We start from the raw sequence: 18,158 nt of genomic DNA on the forward strand, positions 1-18,158 counted from the left end.
CCATGAGCGAGACCCCCAGCAGCCCGACCGACGACCTGAGCGCCGGCGAGGGCCCGGCCGACGGCGGCGCGAACCCGGGAGGCCACGACGGAGGTGCCGACGGTGGCGCGGACGGTGGTGCCGGCGAGGGCACCGCTGACGGTGGCGCCAACCCCGGCGGCCACGACGGTGGTGCCGACGGTGGTGCCGACGGTGGTGCCGACGGCGGCGCGGACGGCGGCGCGGACGGCGGCGCGGACGGTGGTGCCGATGGCGGCGCGGACGGTGGTGCGGGCGAGGGCCCGGCTGACGGTGGCGCGAACCCCGGCGGCCACGACGGCGGTGCCGACGGCGGAGCCGACGAGGTCGAGCGCGGTCTCTGACCGGGCCGGACGACTGCCGTCGACATCGAGGACATGACCGCCACCACAGGGTCGACGACAGGGACCGGGGTGCCCGCCCGCACGGGCGGGCACCCTGCCCTGCGCCGACTCGTCGCCACCGACCCGGACACCTTCGCGAGTGAGCACTGGGGTACCGAGCCGCTGCTCACGCGGGCGGCCGACCTTCCCGCGCCGTTCGACGACCTCTTCTCAGAGGGCGCCGTCGACGAGCTCGTGTCGCGCCGAGGGCTCCGCACACCGTTCCTGCGCATGGCCAAGGGAGGTTCGACGCTGCCCGAGCGCCGCTTCACCCGCAGCGGGGGCACGGGTGCCGGCATCGCCGACCAGGCCAGCGACGACGACGTGCTGCGCGAGTTCGCCGACGGTGCGACGCTCGTGCTGCAGGGCCTGCACCGGGTGTGGGAGCCCGTCGTCGACTTCGCCCAGCAGCTGTCCGCCGACCTCGGCCACCCCACGCAGGTCAACGCCTACGTCACCCCGCCCCAGAACACCGGCTTCAGCGACCACTACGACGTCCACGACGTCTTCGTGCTGCAGATCTCGGGCGAGAAGCGTTGGCGCATCAGGCCGCCCGTGCACCCACGACCGCTGCGCGACCAGCCCTGGACGGACCATCGCGTGGCCGTCGAGCAGGCGGCGGAGGCCGACCCGCTGCTCGAGACGACGCTCTCCCCGGGTGACTGCCTCTACCTCCCGCGCGGCTACCTGCACTCGGCCACCGCCCTCGGCGGGGTCAGCACCCACCTGACCATCGGCGTCCACGCGTGGAACCGCCACCACCTCGCGCAGGAGCTCGTGTCGGCGGCACTGACCGGGGCGGCGCGGGACCCCGAGGTCCGCGCGTCGCTGCCGCTGGGTGCCGACCTCGCCGACCCCACAGCCCTGGCGGCGGACGTCGAGCTGGTCCGCGCGGCGCTGCACCGGGCACTCGACGACCTCGACGCGGCCGACCTCACCACTGCCCTGGTGTCGGCGTCGCGGGGGTCCCAGCGGGCGGCCCCGGTGGGTCCGCTCGCCCAGCACGCCCTGGCCGGCGCGCTGCGTGAGGACACCCCGTTGCGCGCGCGACCCCACCTCGCCCCGACCCTCGACGAGGGCTCCGTGCCCGCTGTCCTGCGCAGCCGCGCCGGCACCGTACGCGTGGACGCGGCGGACCTCGACGCGGTCCGGTCGTTCCTCGCGGACGGGGCCTCGACGGCGGGTCACCTCGGCCTGGACCTCGCCCGCCGCCTCGTGCTGGCGGGCATCGCCGTCGCCGCGTGACCGCCGACCTGTGCGCCACCGGAGCGCGGCTGCGCGGCGACCCGCTGCACGGTTCGGCGGCGCCGGCCCACCGGTGGCTGCTCGTGGAGCATGCAGGGCCCTGGGCCGTCAGGGCGCTGGACAGCACCGGCCTGTCGCCGGCCGTGGCCCGCGCCCTGCACGAGGCGGCCCTCGCCACCCGTGGACGCGTACTGCTCATCCGCCGCCCCGGTCGCCGGCCACGCCGGGCGGTGCAGGGCTGGGCGGTGGTCGACCGGGACGGCACGCAGCAGTGGGGGACCTGGCGCCGGGGTGAGGACCTGCTGCGCGCCGCGACGGCGATGCGCGAGGGCCCCGTCCCGTCGCGGGGACCAGCGCCCGAACCGATCCTGCTCGTGTGCACGCACGGGCTGCACGACACCTGCTGCGCGGTGCGGGGGCGCCCGGTGGCGGCTGCCCTCGCCGCCCGCTGGCCGGGCCACACGTGGGAGTGCACCCACGTGGGTGGGGACCGGTTCGCCCCCAACGTGCTCGTCCTGCCCGACGGCGCCACCTACGGCAACCTCGACGAGGCATCGGCCGTGGGGGTGGTGGCGGCTCACCTGCGCGGCACGGTCACGCCGGCGCACTTCCGCGGCGTCTCGACCGAACCACCCGTCACGCAGGCGGCGCTCGCGGCGGTCTTCGCGCGGTACCGGCCCTGCGGCCTCGCCGACGTGCGGTCGACCACCAGCGACCCCGTGGGGGACCACGCCTGGACCGTCACCCTGCACGGGCGTGGCCGGCTCCCGGTACTCGTCCAGGCGGACGTCCGCCGTGTCACGGCACCCCCCGAGCTGCTGACGTGCCGCGCTCTGGAGCCGTCCTCGGCCTTCCGCTACGTGGTCGACACGTTGCGCATCCCCTCGGCCGAGCAGGCTCCCTGAGCCACCGCCGCACCACAGGATCCAAGGCGCGTCAGGGAGCCGGGGCTGCCACCCTCTCGGCCGACGGCTCGGTGGAGGCCGAGCAGGTCCGCGGCGGCGCGGTGGGCGTCGAGGTCGCGTCGCCCACGGGGGCCAGCGCGGGTGGGGCCGACTGCTCGATGCGCGACCCGTTGATGAGCGTCACGTCGTCGTACGCCGGCCGGCCCTCGATGACGTTGCGGAACTGGTAGCGCGTCAGGGAGCTGATCCGGCAGTCCTCGCCGAAGGCGGCCACGTCGAACGCGGACGGCTGCCCGGTGAGCTCCTCACCCTGCGCGCCCTCGAGGAAGTGGCTGAACGGGCCGCCCCCGGTGAACGTGCCGACACCGATCGTGTTGCCCTCGAGCTGGTCGGTGTGCAGGTGGCCGTGGACCTTGACCCCCGCCGCCTCGATGGCGCTGACCGCACCGGGCTCGTGCCCGACGACGACGTCAGGGGCGGGCAGGTCCGCCATCGCCGCGGTGAACCGCGCGGCCGGTCCCTTCTGCTTTGCCGCGTTGTCGCGGTTGTCGTCGCCGAACCAGCGCGGGTCGTTGAAACCAGCGATGCGGACCCCACCGATCGACTGCACCGTGTAGCTGTCGGCGTCCGGCTGGAGCAGGACGACGTTGGGGACCTTGGCCAGCGCCCGCAGCACCTCCGTGTCGGTCGACGAGCGGGCGTCGTGGTTGCCCTTGACGAAGAGGTACGGCACGCCGAGCGAGCGGATGCCCTCGAAGAGGCCGGCCGCCTGCGCCTCCGCCACCGTGCCGAAGTTCACGAGGTCGCCGCTGTCGATGACGGCGTCGACCCGCTCCTGCTGGACGATCGTCTTCATCAGCGCGTACTGGTTGCCGCCGTGGATGTCGGAGACGAGGAGCAGCCGCGCAGCCACCGGCTTGCCCAGCACCTGTGGCGCGTACTTGTCCTGCAGCGCCGACGACAGCGCGAGCAGGTTCTTCAGGTAGGGCGTGGTCTGCTCGGCCCGCGTCTCGACCCCTTCAAGGAGGTCTGCGTTGCGCTGGACCGCGCCGAGGATCCCGGTCGTGGTGAACCGGTCGAGGCGCTCCGGCCGGTAGCCGAACCCGATGCTCGCGAAGGTCACCCCGCACGCCACCACCCAGCAGGTGGTGACGGTGGCGAGCCGTACCGGCCGCGGGAGGTGTCGCGCCCAACCGGTGTAGGCCGCGACGGCGAGCAGCACCACGAGCAGGGCCCCGGCGGCGAAGCGCCAGGCGAGCCCGATCGCGGCGTGCCGGGCGGCGGCCTCGAGCTCCAGGGGGCCCGGCTGGAGCGAGCGCACCGAGATGTTGGGCCGTGACAGGAGGTCGGTGATGTGCTCCTTGACGTGCACGTCGGCGAGCACGCCGGGCGTCGGCACCGGTGTCGCGAAGTCGAGGTGGATGTCCCCGAAGACCGTGGGGCTCTGGATGCTGCCGATGTCCTGCGGGTCGATCGACAGGCGGAGCGTGGCCCCGTAGTTGAGGGTGTCGACGGACGTGGGGAACAGGGTGGTCGCCGCGACGCCACCGACGACGCAGCCGAGGAAGAGCCCCAGGAGGGCGGCGACCCGCACGACGGTCCGGGGCACGGCACGCCTGCGCCGTGGAGTGTCCGCGGGCGTGCTCACCCACCCACCGTAACCGTCTGGACGCTGCCTACCCTGTCCGGTATGCCGGGAACCTTGGGACCGCTGGACGGGCGTGACTTCGCCGCCGTGCTGTTCGACATGGACGGGACCCTCATCGACTCGATCCCCGTGGTGGTGCGCAGCTGGCTGCGGTGGGCCGAGGAGGAGGGGGTCGACCCGCGCCGCCTGGTCGGCTTCCACGGCGTCCCGGCGCGGGGCATAGCCGAGAAGCTGCTGCCGCCCGAGCGCGTCGACGCGGCGGTGGAGCGCATCGAGGCGATCGAGACCGCCGACACCGACGGCATCACCATCCTGCCCGGCGCCCTGGCAGCCCTGGCCGCGCTGGCCGGCGACGACCTGTGCGCCATCGCGACGTCGTGCACCCGGGTTCTGGCCGACGCGCGGATCGTGGCCACCGGGCTTCCGGTCCCCCGCGTGGTCGTCACGGCCAGTGACGTGGACCGGGGCAAGCCGCACCCCGACCCGTTCCTGCTCGCCGCGCAGCGGCTCGGTGTCGACCCGGCGCACTGCCTGGTCGTGGAGGACGCTCCCGGCGGCCTCGAGGCGGCGCGCGCCGCGGGCTGCGCCACCCTCGCCGTGACCACCACCACCGAACCCGCCGACCTGGTCGCCGACGCGGTCGTGGCGACCCTGGCCGACGTCCGGTTCGCCCCGGCCGGCGGTCGTGTTCTCGTGACGGGTGTCGTTACCGACGCGTAGGTTGGCCGGCATGGACGCTGACGTCATCGTCGTGGGTGCCGGCCTCGCCGGGCTCGTGGCCACCGCCGAGCTCGCCGACGCGGGTCGACGCGTCGTGGTCCTCGACCAGCAGGGGCCGGCCGACCTCGGGGCGCAGGCCTTCTGGTCGTTCGGGGGGCTGTTCCTCGTGGACAGCCCCGAGCAGCGTCGCATGGGCATCAAGGACTCGGCCGAGCTCGCGCTGCAGGACTGGCTCGGGTCGGCCGGTTTCGACCGGCTCGCGCCCGGTCCCGACGGTCGTCCCGGCGAGGACCACTGGGGTGAGCAGTGGGCCCGCGCCTACGTCGACTTCGCCGCGGGGGAGAAGCGACGCTGGCTCCACGAGCAGGGCATGCGCTGGTTCCCGGTCGTCGGCTGGGCGGAGCGCGGTGACGGCACCGCCTCCGGGCACGGCAACTCGGTGCCACGGTTCCACGTCACCTGGGGCACCGGCCCGGGCGTCCTCGAGCCCTTCCTGCGCCGGGTGCGCGAGCACGTCGCCGCCGGACGCGTCGAGCTGCGGCACCGCCACCGCGTCGACGAGCTGGTCACCCACGACGGCACCGTCATCGGGGTGAGGGGCACCCGCCTGGTGGCCGACGAGGCGGAGCGCGGGCGCCCCACCTCGCGGGAGGCGGCCGGGGCGTTCGACCTCACCGCCCAGGCGGTGGTCGTGACCAGCGGCGGTATCGGTGCCGACCACGACCTCGTGCGCGCCAACTGGCCGGCCCGGCTGGGTACGCCGCCGGAGCACATGCTCACGGGCGTCCCCGCCTACGTCGACGGCCGGATGCTGGCGATCACCGAGGCCGCAGGGGGCCACCTCGTCAACCGCGACCGCATGTGGCACTACGTCGAGGGCATCGAGAATTACGACCCCGTCTGGCCCTCGCACGCGATCCGGATCCTGCCCGGGCCCAGCTCGATGTGGTTCGACGGCAACGGCGACCGCCTCCCGCCGCCGCTGTTCCCCGGCTTCGACACCCTCGGCACCCTCGCCCACCTGCGCCGCACCGGGCACGACCACAGCTGGTTCGTCCTCACGAGCCGCATCATCGGCAAGGAGTTCGCGCTGTCGGGCTCGGAGCAGAACCCCGACCTCACCGGGAAGTCGGTCCGCGACGTCCTCGGCCGCGCGCGCGCCGACATGCCGGCGCCGGTGCGGGCCTTCCTCGACCGGGGTGCCGACTTCGTCAGCGCCGACACCCTCGACGAGCTCGTCCGGAAGATGAACGCGCTCACCCCCGACGCCCCGCTCGACCGCGCCCACCTCGAGCGCCAGATCGTCGAGCGCGACCGTGAGCTCGACAACGACTTCGGCAAGGACGCCCAGGTCACCGCACTGCGCGGGGCCCGCCGCTACCGGGGCGACCGGCTGATCCGCACTGCCGCCCCGCACCGGATCCTCGACCCGAAGGCCGGCCCGCTCATCGCCGTCCGGCTCCACGTCCTCACCCGCAAGACCCTCGGCGGCCTCGAGACGGACCTGTCCGCCCGCGTCCTGTCCCCGTCCGGCGAGCCGGTGCCGGGCCTGTACGCCGCCGGCGAGGTCGCCGGGTTCGGCGGCGGTGGGCTGCACGGCTACCGAGCCCTCGAGGGCACCTTCCTGGGCGGCTGCATCTTCTCCGGACGCGTCGCCGGCCGGGCGGCCGCCGCGGCCGTCGGCTGAGCCACCGCATGACCGACGACGTGACCGACGACGTGGCGGGCGTGCCGGGGCTCGTACGCCCCCGGCTGCTCGACGACCGCGACTTCCGGCTCTACTGGCTCGCCCGCATGGTGTCGGTCGGGGGATCGCTGATCACCGTGGTCGCGATGCCGGTGCTGGTCTACACGCTCACGCGCTCCCCGGGCCTCACCGCACTCGTCACCACCCTGGACGCGCTGCCCTACCTGCTCATGGGGCTGTTCGCCGGCGCCCTCAGCGACCGGTGGAACCGCAAGCGCGTCATGGTCACCGCCGACCTCGCCAACGTCGTCGTCATCGGGTCGGTGCCGCTGGCCCACTGGCTGGGCGTGCTCACCATCCCGCACGTGCTCGTCGCGGGATTCGTCGCACAGAGCCTGTTCACGTTCTTCGACGGCGCCAACTTCGGGGCGCTCCCCGTGCTCGTCGGGCGCGAGCGGGTGGGTGACGCCAACGCCGCGATCTGGGGCGTCGGCGGGGTGCTCGACCTCGTCGTGCCGGCCGGGGTCGGCCTCGCGCTCGCGGTCGCCCACCCCTCGACCCTGCTGGCCGTCGACGCCCTGACGTTCCTCGTGTCGGCCCTGCTGGTGCGCGCGATCCGCCGGGCCCTGTCCTCGCACCGCGAGCGCCTCGACCCGCTGCGCCCCTCGGTGGTCCTGCGCGACGTCCGCGAGGGCGTGCGTTTCCTGTGGCGGCACGAGGGCGTCCGCTCCAACACCGTCATCGGTGGGCTGCAGTCGGTCGGAGGCGCGGGTTTCGTCGCCCTGTTCGTGCCGTGGGCCGACCAGGTGCTGCACATCGGCATCTCGGGCTGGCGGTTCGGGCTGGTGTTCGCGGTGTGGGGTGTGGGCGGGGTGCTCGCCTCAGCCCTCGTGCCTAGGCTGCTGCGCCGCTACCCGGTCGCGAAGGTGACGCTCGGCGCCATACCGGTCTCGGCACTGGCGGGGATCGCGACCGCGCTCGCTCCCGGCTGGGTGCTGGCCAGCATCGGGATGGTGGTCTGGGGCGTCGCCTACCAGCTCGTGCTCATCACCTCGCTGACCTACCGCATGCAGGAGACGCCGGAGCACCTCCTGGGCAGGGTCAACACCGCCGGCCGCATGCTCTCGTGGGGGCTGGGGTGGACCCTCGGGTCGGTCGCCGGGGGTGCGCTGGCCGCGGCCACGGCGGTGCGCCCGGCCATGGTCACGCTCGTCTGCGTCGGGGTCCTGGCGGCGGTGTTCGCCTGGCTCTCGCCCCTGCGCCGGATCGCGGCGACCCAGCAGGTCGCTCCCGGCTAGAGGTACTGGCCGGTGGGCCCGCCCTCGCCGAGGTCGGGGCGCAGACCCGGGCCGTCGGGCCCGCCGTGCTGCTCGGGGTGACCGGGGGGCAGCGCCCGCCGCATCTGCGCGAGCTGCTGCTGGGCCGCCATCTGCTGGGCGAACAGCGCCGTCTGGATGCCGTGGAACAGGCCCTCGAGCCACCCGACCAGCTGCGCCTGAGCGATCCGCAGCTCGGCATCGGTGGGGGCGTGCCCCTCCTCGAACGGCAGCGCGATCCGCTCGAGCTCCTCGATGAGCTCCGGGGCGAGGCCGTCCTCGAGCTCCTTGATCGAGCGGCGGTGGATCTCGGCGAGGCGCGCCCGTCCCGCCTCGTCGAGCGGCGCGTTGCGGACCTCCTCGAGCAGCTGCTTGATCATCGACCCGATCCGCATGACCTTGGCGGGCTGCTCCACGAGGTCGGCCGGGTTGGTGGGGCCGTCCTCGTCGCCGTCGTGCGGGTGCACGCCCATGCCGTCCTGCGTCACCACGACGACCCGCTGCTGGTCACCGGCGTCGGAGGGGGCGTCGTCAGGGGTGTTCGGCGTGAAGGGACTCATGGGTCCCATCCTGCCCCAGCGCCACCCGAGGGGTGCGGCGAGAGGGCGAGGGGCGGGCGGGCGGAGGGCTTTCGGGCGAGTGGCCGAAAGTGCGTGGGCTGGGTACGGCACGGAGGGTGGGGAAGTGGGCGAGTGGCCGAAAGTGCGGGGGCTGGGTACGGCGGGGGGTGGGGAAGTGGGCGGAGGGCTTTCGGGCGAGTGGCCGAAAGTGCGGGGGCTGGGTACGGCGCGGGGGTGGGGAAGCGGGCGAGTGGCCGAAAGTGCGGGAGCTGGGTACGGCGCGTGAAGTTGGTCCACCGTGGGTGCGGGCCCCCCGACCGGCACCCACGGTGGACCGGCTCAGTCGGCCCGACGCGTCATCGCGGGGGCCCTGCGGATGGCGGCGTACGACAGCAGGGCCGCCACCAGGGGCACACCGACGACCACCGCGGCCAGCGGCAGCCACGGGATGACGATGATCGGCGCGGTCCTGACCTCCATCCCCGTCGCCGGGTCCCAGCTCTGGCCCGTGAGCGGGTAGGTGAGCGCGATGCCGGGCACGAGGCCGACCGCGATCCCGAGGACCGCGCCGATGAGGGCGACGACGGCGGCCTGCGCGGCGGCGAGCCGGCGCCGGGTACCGCGCGTGGCCCCGACCGCGGCGAAGGTCCCGAGGTCCGCGCGCTGCTCGGCCAGGGACAGAGCCGTCGAGATGAGCGTGACGACGAGCAGCAGCAGGGCGAACCCGCCGAACAGCGCCAGCATCACGACCCGGTCCGAGCGCTGGAACCCGCGCTCGACGTAGGCCTCCCCCTCGTCGCCGACCGCGTCGGACAGGGCCGCCTGGTCGGTGCTGCTGATCGCGCCATCGGGGCTGCGCAGGAGCACCGTCTGACCCGACACCGGCCAGCCACGCTGGCGGGCGGTGTCCGCGCTGACCAGGGCCCCGAGGTTCTGCCCGTCGAAGGGCAGCGCGGCAGCCACGGCCGCCAGCGACTGCGTGCGCAGCGGGCCCGGGGTCTGCAGGCCGGTGTCCTTGGCGATGGTGAAGGTGCCGGTGGCGACCTCCGCCTTCCCGGACCTGACGAGCCGGGGGTCGTCGAGCAGGATGCCGCCCGCGGCCACGACGGTCTTCTGGTCGGCCGTGAGCCACGGCGCGGTGGCGAGGTCCTTGGACGACAGCACCCCGACCTGGCGCATCGCCGTCGTGCCGACGAGGTTGCACACGAGCGAGGGGTCGGGCCGGCCCTCGGGCACGCCGGGCAGCGAGCCGCCGGCGTCGACCGTGCCCGCCGGTCCGCCCGTGACCGTCTGTGCGGGCGTGCACCCGGGCGGGACGACGGTCACCACGGGCACGGGGTCGGTGTCGCTCATGCCGGCGCCGGAGGACTGGACGACCCCGAGTGGGCTCGCGACGAGCTGGGGGGTGACGCGGCGCACGATGCTCATCGCCTCGTTTGCGGCGGCCTGGCCGTCGACCTGTCCTCCGTTGCCGGCCTCGGCTGCGGCGTCCATCGGCCAGTAGTTGAGGAAGCCCTCACCCATCGCAGCCCGGGGCTGGTACTGGCGACGCTGTTGCTCGGTGTCGCTGGCGAGCCCGATGCTGAACATCGTCAGTGCGATCGCCCCGGCCACGATGGCCGTGACGGTCGGGACCGAGCGGGTGCGGTGTCGCGCTGCGTCCCGGGTCGCGAGTCGCGGCGCGACCGGGAGGCGGGAGGCCAGCCGGCCCGCGACGACGAGCAGGAGCGGCACGAGGAGCAGCGCGCCCAGCACGAGCGCGAGGCCGGTGGCGATGATCGGTATCTCGCGCTGCTCGGTGCGCACGGCCCACAGGAGGCCGGCGCCGCCGGCGACGGCGACCCCCACCCCGAGGACCGGCGCGACCTTGTTGAGCCGCGGGGAGACGCTCTGCCCGCGCATGACGCCCACGATGTCGAGCCTGCCGAGGCGGGCCGCCGGGATCATGGCCGCGACCAGGGCGCTGATCACCGAGCAGACGACGACGAAGGTCACCGCGGCCACGGGCACGTGGAAGTAGCGGTGGCTCGTCCACGGGCTCCGGTGGACCCACCACAGCTGCACCACCCTGAGCACCACGACCGCGAGCGCGGCGGCCACGACGGCACTCGCCGCCCCGAGCACCAGGGCCTGGGCGAGTACCTTGCGGCGCAGCTGGCGCGTCTCGGCGCCGTTGCTGGCGGCGAGGGCCAGGGTGCGCCGCTGGCGCGAGGCACTGACCGCGAAGGCCGGCGCCACGAGCAGTGTCGTGACGATGAAGAGCATGATCGCGCCGACCGCCACGAGCACCCGCAGCTGCTGCTGCTGGTAGTCGTTGAGGGACCCCAGCTCGGGCGGCAGCTCGGCGGCGGTCGGGGGGTGGCGCAGCACCTCGGCGCTGGCGACGCGCAGCCCGTAGGTGTTGAGGTGCTTGACCTCCGTGTAGGTGACGGGGGTGTCGCGCAGGACGAGCCACTGCCAGGAGTAGATGCTGTCCTGGGCGACGGGCTGCGTGGTCACCAGGTCGGGCATGCCGCCCCAGCCGTTGAAGGCCATCGCGGTGCCGACGACGGTGACGGGGTACTCCTTGCCCGCGCTGGTCAGGGTCGCGGACCCGGACGACGGCAGGCCGCGGCTGAGGCCGTACGGCGTGACCACGACCTCCCGGGCGGAGGTCGCCCAGCGCCCGCTGAGCAGGTGGGCCTTGTCGCCCCAGGCCTTCGACGTGTCGAGCACCATGAGGTCGGCGCTGACCGAACGGTCACCGATGCGGTGGCGCAGCGAGGTGGTCCCCACCCGGGTCACCTCGCCCCCGGTGAGCCGCTGGACGGCGGCGACGTTCTGCGCCGAGCCGAAGCTCGCGTCCCGGTCGAAGCCGGGGATCGCGGTGGCCTCGCGCGCACCCGTGGACATGGCCTGGTCGGGGTCCTCGGCCTGTGCGACCGTTTGGTTCTCGAGGCCGGACACCATGGCCTGGGCGGGGCCGAGGGTAAACGGAATCCGGTCGGCGCCGGTGACGCTCTCGGAGGACGCGAAGGTGGCGATGCCGACGAGCAGGCCGGTCGGGATGGCGACCATGACGAACACGAGGACGCTGCGGCCCCGGTGGCGCCGCGCGTCGCGCCAGGCCATCCGCAGAGCGACGCGCCACGAGGCGCGCCAGCGGGCGAACCGTGACCCGGTGGGCTCACCGGTGCGGAGGTGGTCGGGGGAGGTGTGCTGGCGGGGCGGGGTCAGGGTGGTCATGTCCGCGCCTCAGAGGGCCGGGTCGAGCAGGGCCTCGGCGGTCTGCGCCGAGCCGGTGCTGTCGACGACGACCCCGTCCCGCAGGAAGACCACCCGGTCGGCCCACGCCGCGTGCCGGGCCTCGTGGGTCACGAGCAGTCCCGCGGCGCCGTCGTCGCAGCGCTCGCGCAGCACCCGCAGGACCCCCTCCCCGGTGTGGGAGTCCAGGGCCCCGGTCGGCTCGTCGGCGAGCACGAGGCGTCGGTCGCCGACGAGCGCGCGGGAGATCGCGACGCGCTGCTGCTGGCCGCCGGACATCTTGTCGGGGTAGCGGTCGGCGAGCTCGGCGACGCCCACCAGGGTGAGCGCCTCCATGGCCTGCTTGCGGGCGCGACCCACCCGCTGCCCGTCGAGCTCGAGCGGGAGCGCGACGTTCTCGACCGCGGTGAGCGAGGGGATGAGGTTGAAGTCCTGGAAGACGAACCCGACCCGCCGGCGCCGCAGCTTCGCGAGCGCGTCGCCCTTGAGGGTGCCGAGCGCCTGCCCTTCGATGAGGACCTGCCCGCTGGTCGCGGAGTCGAGACCGCCGGCGAGGTTGAGCAGGGTCGACTTGCCCGACCCGCTGGGCCCCATGACCGCGACGAGCTCGCCGGCGTGGACGTCGAGGCTGACCCCGGCGAGCGCGCGGACGGCGGTGGTGTCGGTGCCGTGCACCCGGACCACGTTGTCCAGGCGCAGGATCGGGTCGGTGGTGCTGGGTGTCGTGCCGTTGGTCTTCACTGGGCCCCCCTGGGCGTCGTCGCGATGGTGTGGTGCGGTGCCGACGGACCCCCGACGGTGCCGGGCCCCTCGTCGTCGGTCGTGGGTACGGTGCGTGCCTGCCTGCGCGGGCGGCTGGCCTCGCGGACGAGGCGGGCCTCGACGTGGTCCAGCCAGCGGACCTCCGCCTCGGCGGAGTAGATGAGGTTCTCCAGGACGAGGAGCCAGGCCAGGTCGACGTTGCCGTCGCCGCCGTCGCCCGACTCGTGGTGGGTGGTGGCGCGCTGCTTGAGGCGGGTGAGGTCCTGCAGGTGGCGCAGCGTCGCCGTGCGCTGGGTCTGCACGACGCGGTGGACGTCGACCCCCTCGACCGTCACCGCGAGGGCGAGCTTGATGACGAGCTCGTCGCGGGGCGTCGTCTCGCGGTCGACCGGCGAGAGCCACCACTGGGCAACCTCGGCCCGGCCGGTGCGGGTGAGCCGGTAGGAGATGCGGCCCTCGTCGTCGGCGCCGACCTCCTCGACGAGGCCGTCGCGCTCGAGGCGGGCCAGCGTCGTGTAGACCTGCCCGACGTTGAGCGGCCACGTGCCACCGGTGCGTGCCTCGAACTCCGACCGCAGCTGCGCGCCGTACATCGGCTGCTGCGCGAGCAGCGCGAGCAGTCCCTGCCGTACCGACATGCCCCGTCCCCCTCTGCCTGACCCGGGAGGTGGCGGCCCGGCTGGTGCCGGGCCGCCAGGTCCCCCTGCGGTGTCCCCTATACCGGGTATTGCGACCCGGTGAGGGAAGGTATACCGAGTATCAGGAGGCGGCGTCAAGCATCAGACGGGCGCCGGCACGTCCACCGGCTGCGAGACCGCGGCGCGCTCCGTGGTCCGGCCGCGGCGCAGCAGCGGCTGGGCGGCGACGGACAGCAGCAGGGCCCCGGCGGCCGCCCCGACGGTGACGGCGAAGGCCGCGGTGTGGCCGTGCCCGTCGGCGAGCCGGCCGGCGAGCGCCGACCCCACGGCGTACCCGAGACCGGTGGCCGCGGCCAGCAGGGTCATCGCCGTGCCCACCTTGGCCGGCGGGGCGCTGCGCTCGCCCATGGTGAAGTTGCTGATCATGTAGGGCGCCACGACGAAGCCGAGGACGAGCACGACGAGGACCAGCGACCCGAGGGAGCCGACCGCCAGCAGCGGGAGGGAGAGCACGAGCAGGCCTGCCGCGGCGACCAGCATCCGCAGGGGGAAGCCGAAGCGCTCGGGGACGCCCGCGATGGCGAGGCCGGCGGCGACGCTGCCCACCCCGAGCACCGCGTGCACCAGCCCGGCGATGCCGGCGTGGCCCTCGGCGGTGGCCAGGACGCTCGTGCCCGTCTGCACCGAGCCGAAGAAGGCGCCGATGAGGCCCTGGGCGACCATGAGCACGCCGAGGGTCGGCGTCATGACCCGCACACGGGGCTGGCCCTCGCGGCGGGGGGTGTGGGCGAGGCGAGCGGTCGGGTGGAGCGCGAACGCGCCACCGAAGCAGACGAGCAGGACGGCCGCCACCACCAGTCCCGCGCCGGGGTCGGCGAGCAGGAGCAGCAGCCCGAGCAGGGCCGGACCGAGGACGAACGTCGCCTCGTCGGCCGCCCCCTCGTAGGAGAAGGCCGCTTCGACGAGCCGGTGCTGGCGGGCCCCCGCCCCGCGCGTGATGGGGCGCCAGCGGACCCGGGCGAGGGGACCGACCTGGGGCAGGAAGGCCCCGGTGGCGCCGGCCGCAGCGGCGAGCACCCCTCCCGAGGCGTCGCGCGCGGCCAGCCAGACCAGGGCCAGCAGCCCGATGCCGCCGAGGACCGACTGGGCCAGCACCACGGGGCGCTGCCCGACCCGGTCGGCGAGGGCGGCCGCGACCGGCGAGCAGATGGCGTTGGCCACGGCCAGCGAGCCGGCGGCCAGGCCGCCCGCGGCATACGAGCCGGTCGTGCCGGACACGAGCAGGAGCGCACCCATCTGGCTCATGGCGAGGGGCAGCCGCCCGACGAAGGCGATGACGACGTAGACGGGGCCGGCCAGGCGCAGCAGCTGGCGGTAGGAGGCGATCGGTGACACGGGGCTCAGGTCCTCGGGACGGTGCCGGGGTACGGCAGACGGGCGTGCGCCGAACCCGCCTCCGAGGCGCACAGGAACCCTGAGCATTCCGGGCGAGGGCCTCAGCTCAGGCTGCGGTCACGCGCACCGGACGACTCCATCCTACCGGCGTCCTGGAGGTGCGCCGGTCACCCCGCGAGCAGGACCGCCGCGAGTGCCACGGCGCCCGGTAGCGCCTGGACGAGCAGGATCCGGCGGCTGGCCGTGGCGGCGCCGTACAGGCCGGCCACCACCACGCAGGCCAGGAAGAACACCCGGAACGCGAACCGGTGGTCGGCCGGGCCCACGAGCCCCCACAGGAGCCCGGCGGCGAGGAACCCGTTGTACAGCCCCTGGTTGGCGGCGAGCGCCTTGGTGGACTCGGCGAACTCCTGCGTCAGCCCGAACGCCGCCCGGCCGCGTGGGGTCGCCCAGAGCACCATCTCGAGCGCGACGATGTAGACGTGGATGGCCGCCACGAGGGCGACGAGGACGACGGCGAGGGTGCTCACCCCGGAAGCGTGGCAGGCCCCGTCGGCGCTGTCAGGGAGTGAGCAGGATCTTGCCGATGTGGCCGCTCTCCTCGAGCTCGCGGTGCGCCGCGGGGGCGTCGGCGAGTGGGTGCCGGGAGTGGACGACCGGACGGACCCGACCCTCCTCCACCAGGGGCCACACGTGCTCGCGCACGGCCGCGACGATCGCGGCCTTCTCGTCCGCCGGTCGGGCCCGCAGCGAGGTCGCGATGACGGCGCCGCGCTTGCGGAGCAGGAGACCGAGGTTGAGCTCGGCCTTCGCGCCGCCCTGCAGGCCGATCACGACGAGCCGGCCGCCGGGAGCGAGGGCCTCGACGTTGCGGGCGAGGTACTTCGCGCCCATGTTGTCGAGGATGACGTCGGCACCGGCGCCGCCGGTGGCAGCCCGCACCTCCTCGACGAAGTCCTGCTCGCGGTAGTTGACCAGGATCTCGGCGCCGAGCTGCCGGCAGGCCTCGAGCTTGGCCGCCGACCCCGCCGTGACGACGACGCGGGCCCCGACCTCGCGGGCCAGCTGGATCGCCATGGTGCCGATGCCGGACGACCCGCCGTGGACGAGGACCGTTTGGCCGGGCAGCAGGTTGGCGGTCATGAAGACGTTGCTCCACACGGTGCTGACCACCTCGGGCAGCGCGGCGGCGTCCTCGAGGCTGGTGCCGTGGGGCACGGGGAGCAGCTGTCCGGCCGGCACGCACACCAGCTCGGCGTAGCCGCCACCGGACAGCAGCGCGCAGACCTGGTCGCCGACGGCCCAGCCGTGGACGCCCTCGCCCAGCGCCTCGACCGTGCCGCTGACCTCGAGGCCGGGGTACTCCGGCGCTCCGGGCGGCGGCGGGTAGTGCCCCATCCGCTGCATCACGTCGGCGCGGTTGACCCCCGCGGCGGCGACCCGGACCCGCACCTCGCCCGGGGCGGGCTCGGGGTCGGGGACGTCCGCGAGGACGAGGGCGTCGGCGTCGCCGGGCTGGGGGATCGTGATGGCCTTCATGGGTCGAGCCTATGGCGGGCGTCCTCGAGGTCCGCGGGGGTGTCGACGTCGAGGGTGCCCGGTGCCTCCAGCGGGACGACGGCCGAGCGCATCCGGTCGAGCACCCGCATGAGCGGGGTGCCCCCGGGCGGGTCGGGGACGGCTGCGCGGAGGGCCTCGAGGCGGTAGGCGGCGAGGAGCGGCTGGAGGCGTCCACCGGCGTCCCGCCCGACGACCGCGTCGAGGTCCTGCTCTGCGGCCAGGCGTGCCACGAGGGAAGGCGCCGGCGCCGCGGCGTACGGCATGTCGCCCCCGAGGGCGACGACCACCGGGTCGGTCACGTGGGGCAGGGCGGCGGCCAGGGCGGCGACGGGGCCGCCCCCGGGCGGTTCCTCGCGGCACCAGCGGACGGGCCGGGAGAGCTCCCGCGGCTCGCCGACGCAGACGACGGTCCAGGTGGGTGGCAGTGCGCGCACCAGGTGGTCGAGCACGGTCGTCGAGCCGAGCACGGCCCGGGTCTTGTCCCCACCGAAGCGGGTGCCCGCGCCGCCGCAGAGCACGACGGCGGTCACGGTGGTCACGCCGCCATTGTGGTCGCCTCAGCCGGCGGCGTCCGGCTTCCTCGCCGGGCAGGTGGTGGAGGCGACGTACTCGAAGTGCCACCACTCGTTGTCGTAGGTGCGGCAGAGGCCGTACCTCGAGCCGTGGACCTCCAGCCAGGAGGCGACCGCGGCCGGGTGCACGTCCACGGCGTACCCCTTGACGTGGGCGGAGCGCAGCGGTGTGAGGACCCACCGTCCTGCCTCCGCCCGGGAGCCGTAGCTGGTGACGGCGCGGTCGAACAGCACCTGCTGGTACTCACGGCTGCGCCAGGCCGAACGGACCTCCGGCGACAGGCCGGCTGCCCGAGCGGCGGCGAAGGCCTGCTCGAACGCCCGGGCGGCAGGGCGCTGCATGTTGGTCAGGCCGGGTACGGGGGCGCTCAGGGCGATGCTCGTCGTCGGCTCCGGGATGCGGTCGGTCACCACCGGCGCGAGGCTCGTCGCGGGTGAGGAGCCGTGGGGTCGCGCGCTCGCGCGCGGGCGGGCCGCCCCGGCGGTGGAGCGCGGTGCCGAGGCGGAGGACGGTGCGCCGGCCACGGGCTCCCGCCTTGGCGCCTGCGCCGCGCTGCCGTCGTCGGCGCGGTCGTCACCGTGCCACGCGGCGTACCCCGCTCCGCCGCCGACGAGGAGCAGCGCGACGGCGACGGTGAGGGTCCGGCGCGCCCGTTGGCGTCGCCGACGCCCCGCCGAGACGTGTGTCGTCGTCATGGTTCCCCCCTTTCCGACCACGGCATTGTGGCAGGACCGGGTGCCGGATCAGCGGACCCCGCCGATGCGTGCCGTGAGTGTGGAGGCCGCCCGCCCGACCGCTGCCACGAGCCGCTTCCTCTCGGCGTCGTCCACGCCGTCGCGCGGGAAGGTGAGGGCGACCCCCGCGACGGGGTGCCCGGTGTGGTCGAGCACCGCCCGCGCCACCGACGACAGCCCTGCGCTCACCGAGTCGTCCTCGACGGCGTAGCCGCGGGCGCGGACGGCCGTGAGCTCGCGGCGCAGTTCGCTCACGGTCGTGGGCCCGTGGCCGTCGCGCTGGACGAGGGAGTCCTTGTGGGGGAACAGCGCCCGCACCTGGGCCGGTGGCAGCTCGGCCAGCATGGCGAGCCCGCTCGCGGTCAGCGAGGCGGGCAGCCGCACACCCACGTCGGTGACGAGCAGGGGGCGGCCCGGCGCCCGCTCCTCGATGACGTAGAGGACGTCACGGCCGTGCAGCACCGCGAGGTGGGCGTTGTGCGTCGTGGAGTCGACCAGCCGTCCCAGCAGGGGCCTTGCGATGCGCTGCAACGGGGCCTGCCGCTGGTACGCCGAGCCCAGCTCGAACGCCGCGACCCCCAGGCCATAGCGGCGCTCCTCCTCGAGGTGGGTGACGAAGCCGTGGTCCCGCAGCACCGCGAGCAGGTGGTAGGTCGTCGAGCGCGGCAGCCCGAGCTCGCGGGCGATGGCGCCCGCCGGCAGGGGCTCGGTGTGGCGCGCCAGCAGGGTGAGCAGGTCGAGGGTGTGCCGCGCGGCCGGGGCGTTGGCCAC

General features: G+C 74.7%; 17 protein-coding genes. 6 read left to right on the forward strand and 11 right to left on the reverse strand.

Features of this window, described 5'->3' with window-relative positions; translation table 11 throughout:
• Positions 1 to 2 precede the first annotated feature (2 nt).
• Genes ABEA42_RS09415 through ABEA42_RS09425 form a run of 3 tightly spaced genes read left to right on the forward strand, consistent with a single transcriptional unit; the run spans position 3 to position 2,551 of the window.
• Positions 3 to 362, forward strand: coding sequence for a hypothetical protein (locus ABEA42_RS09415; RefSeq protein WP_345502757.1), 360 nt, complete (start codon positions 3 to 5; stop codon positions 360 to 362).
• A 33-nt stretch (positions 363 to 395) separates the two neighbouring features.
• A complete protein-coding gene (locus ABEA42_RS09420) occupies positions 396 to 1,646 on the forward strand; it encodes a cupin domain-containing protein (protein ID WP_345502758.1) in 1,251 nt (416 codons plus the stop codon).
• On the forward strand, positions 1,643 to 2,551 hold the full coding sequence (locus ABEA42_RS09425) for a sucrase ferredoxin (protein ID WP_345502760.1): 909 nt from the start codon (positions 1,643 to 1,645) through the stop codon (positions 2,549 to 2,551). The genes ABEA42_RS09420 and ABEA42_RS09425 overlap by 4 nt, the downstream gene beginning before the upstream one ends.
• Positions 2,552 to 2,582: 31 nt before the next feature.
• Here the strand turns inward: ABEA42_RS09425 and ABEA42_RS09430 are convergent, their stop codons facing one another.
• A complete protein-coding gene (locus ABEA42_RS09430) occupies positions 2,583 to 4,199 on the reverse strand; it encodes a metallophosphoesterase family protein (RefSeq protein WP_345502762.1) in 1,617 nt (538 codons plus the stop codon).
• 42 nt (positions 4,200 to 4,241) lie between these two features.
• Between ABEA42_RS09430 and ABEA42_RS09435 the strand changes: the two genes are divergently transcribed.
• Genes ABEA42_RS09435 through ABEA42_RS09445 form a run of 3 tightly spaced genes read left to right on the forward strand, consistent with a single transcriptional unit; the run spans position 4,242 to position 7,904 of the window.
• Complete coding sequence (locus ABEA42_RS09435; protein ID WP_345502763.1) at positions 4,242 to 4,919, forward strand: HAD-IA family hydrolase; 678 nt, start codon at positions 4,242 to 4,244, stop codon at positions 4,917 to 4,919.
• 10 nt (positions 4,920 to 4,929) lie between these two features.
• A complete protein-coding gene (locus ABEA42_RS09440) occupies positions 4,930 to 6,606 on the forward strand; it encodes an FAD-binding dehydrogenase (protein WP_345502765.1) in 1,677 nt (558 codons plus the stop codon).
• Positions 6,607 to 6,614: 8 nt separating this feature from the next.
• Positions 6,615 to 7,904 (forward strand): MFS transporter, encoded by a 1,290-nt coding sequence (locus ABEA42_RS09445; RefSeq protein WP_345502767.1) that lies wholly within the window; start codon positions 6,615 to 6,617, stop codon positions 7,902 to 7,904.
• Here ABEA42_RS09445 and ABEA42_RS09450 read toward each other — a convergent pair.
• The 10 genes from ABEA42_RS09450 to ABEA42_RS09495 form a co-directional block, all read right to left on the reverse strand.
• Positions 7,901 to 8,482 carry a bacterial proteasome activator family protein gene (locus tag ABEA42_RS09450; RefSeq protein ID WP_345502769.1) on the reverse strand — a complete coding sequence of 194 codons (582 nt, stop codon included), beginning with the start codon at positions 8,480 to 8,482 and terminating at the stop codon, positions 7,901 to 7,903. The genes ABEA42_RS09445 and ABEA42_RS09450 overlap by 4 nt on opposite strands.
• A gap of 339 nt (positions 8,483 to 8,821) precedes the next feature.
• The gene (locus tag ABEA42_RS09455; protein ID WP_345502771.1) at positions 8,822 to 11,707 is read right to left on the reverse strand and encodes an ABC transporter permease; all 2,886 of its coding nucleotides are present in this window, start codon (positions 11,705 to 11,707) and stop codon (positions 8,822 to 8,824) included.
• A 9-nt stretch (positions 11,708 to 11,716) separates the two neighbouring features.
• Positions 11,717 to 12,466 (reverse strand): ABC transporter ATP-binding protein, encoded by a 750-nt coding sequence (locus ABEA42_RS09460; RefSeq protein WP_425572039.1) that lies wholly within the window; start codon positions 12,464 to 12,466, stop codon positions 11,717 to 11,719.
• Entirely contained in the window at positions 12,463 to 13,125 is a 663-nt protein-coding gene (locus ABEA42_RS09465) for a PadR family transcriptional regulator (protein ID WP_345502773.1), read from the reverse strand. The genes ABEA42_RS09460 and ABEA42_RS09465 overlap by 4 nt, the downstream gene beginning before the upstream one ends.
• Positions 13,126 to 13,266: 141 nt before the next feature.
• Positions 13,267 to 14,520: an MFS transporter gene (locus ABEA42_RS09470; RefSeq protein ID WP_345502775.1), complete on the reverse strand. Its 1,254-nt coding sequence runs from the start codon at positions 14,518 to 14,520 to the stop codon at positions 13,267 to 13,269.
• A 167-nt stretch (positions 14,521 to 14,687) separates the two neighbouring features.
• Positions 14,688 to 15,050, reverse strand: a complete 363-nt coding sequence (locus ABEA42_RS09475; RefSeq protein ID WP_345502777.1) for a DUF1304 domain-containing protein — start codon at positions 15,048 to 15,050, stop codon at positions 14,688 to 14,690.
• A gap of 31 nt (positions 15,051 to 15,081) precedes the next feature.
• Positions 15,082 to 16,059, reverse strand: coding sequence for an NAD(P)H-quinone oxidoreductase (locus ABEA42_RS09480; protein WP_345502779.1), 978 nt, complete (start codon positions 16,057 to 16,059; stop codon positions 15,082 to 15,084).
• Entirely contained in the window at positions 16,056 to 16,619 is a 564-nt protein-coding gene (mobA, locus tag ABEA42_RS09485; RefSeq protein WP_345502780.1) for a molybdenum cofactor guanylyltransferase, read from the reverse strand. The genes ABEA42_RS09480 and mobA overlap by 4 nt, the downstream gene beginning before the upstream one ends.
• Positions 16,620 to 16,637: 18 nt before the next feature.
• Complete coding sequence (locus tag ABEA42_RS09490) at positions 16,638 to 17,348, reverse strand: D-alanyl-D-alanine carboxypeptidase family protein (protein WP_345502782.1); 711 nt, start codon at positions 17,346 to 17,348, stop codon at positions 16,638 to 16,640.
• Positions 17,349 to 17,396: 48 nt separating this feature from the next.
• Positions 17,397 to 18,158, reverse strand: a complete 762-nt coding sequence (locus ABEA42_RS09495) for an IclR family transcriptional regulator (protein WP_345502784.1) — start codon at positions 18,156 to 18,158, stop codon at positions 17,397 to 17,399.

The organism is Pedococcus ginsenosidimutans (assembly GCF_039544395.1).
GTDB classification, from domain to species: Bacteria; Actinomycetota; Actinomycetes; order Actinomycetales; family Dermatophilaceae; genus Pedococcus; species Pedococcus ginsenosidimutans.

What these genes read in the sequence shown, in the direction of transcription:
- ABEA42_RS09415 (WP_345502757.1), top strand. Translation starts at nt 3, where the DNA reads ATGAGCGAGACCCCCAGCAGCCCGACCGACGACCTGAGCGCCGGCGAG.
- ABEA42_RS09420 (WP_345502758.1), top strand. Translation starts at nt 396, where the DNA reads ATGACCGCCACCACAGGGTCGACGACAGGGACCGGGGTGCCCGCCCGC.
- ABEA42_RS09435 (WP_345502763.1), top strand. Translation starts at nt 4,242, where the DNA reads ATGCCGGGAACCTTGGGACCGCTGGACGGGCGTGACTTCGCCGCCGTG.
- ABEA42_RS09440 (WP_345502765.1), top strand. Translation starts at nt 4,930, where the DNA reads ATGGACGCTGACGTCATCGTCGTGGGTGCCGGCCTCGCCGGGCTCGTG.
- ABEA42_RS09445 (WP_345502767.1), top strand. Translation starts at nt 6,615, where the DNA reads ATGACCGACGACGTGACCGACGACGTGGCGGGCGTGCCGGGGCTCGTA.
- ABEA42_RS09450 (WP_345502769.1), bottom strand. Translation starts at nt 8,482, where the DNA reads ATGAGTCCCTTCACGCCGAACACCCCTGACGACGCCCCCTCCGACGCC.
- ABEA42_RS09455 (WP_345502771.1), bottom strand. Translation starts at nt 11,707, where the DNA reads ATGACCACCCTGACCCCGCCCCGCCAGCACACCTCCCCCGACCACCTC.
- ABEA42_RS09465 (WP_345502773.1), bottom strand. Translation starts at nt 13,125, where the DNA reads ATGTCGGTACGGCAGGGACTGCTCGCGCTGCTCGCGCAGCAGCCGATG.
- ABEA42_RS09480 (WP_345502779.1), bottom strand. Translation starts at nt 16,059, where the DNA reads ATGAAGGCCATCACGATCCCCCAGCCCGGCGACGCCGACGCCCTCGTC.
- ABEA42_RS09490 (WP_345502782.1), bottom strand. Translation starts at nt 17,348, where the DNA reads ATGACGACGACACACGTCTCGGCGGGGCGTCGGCGACGCCAACGGGCG.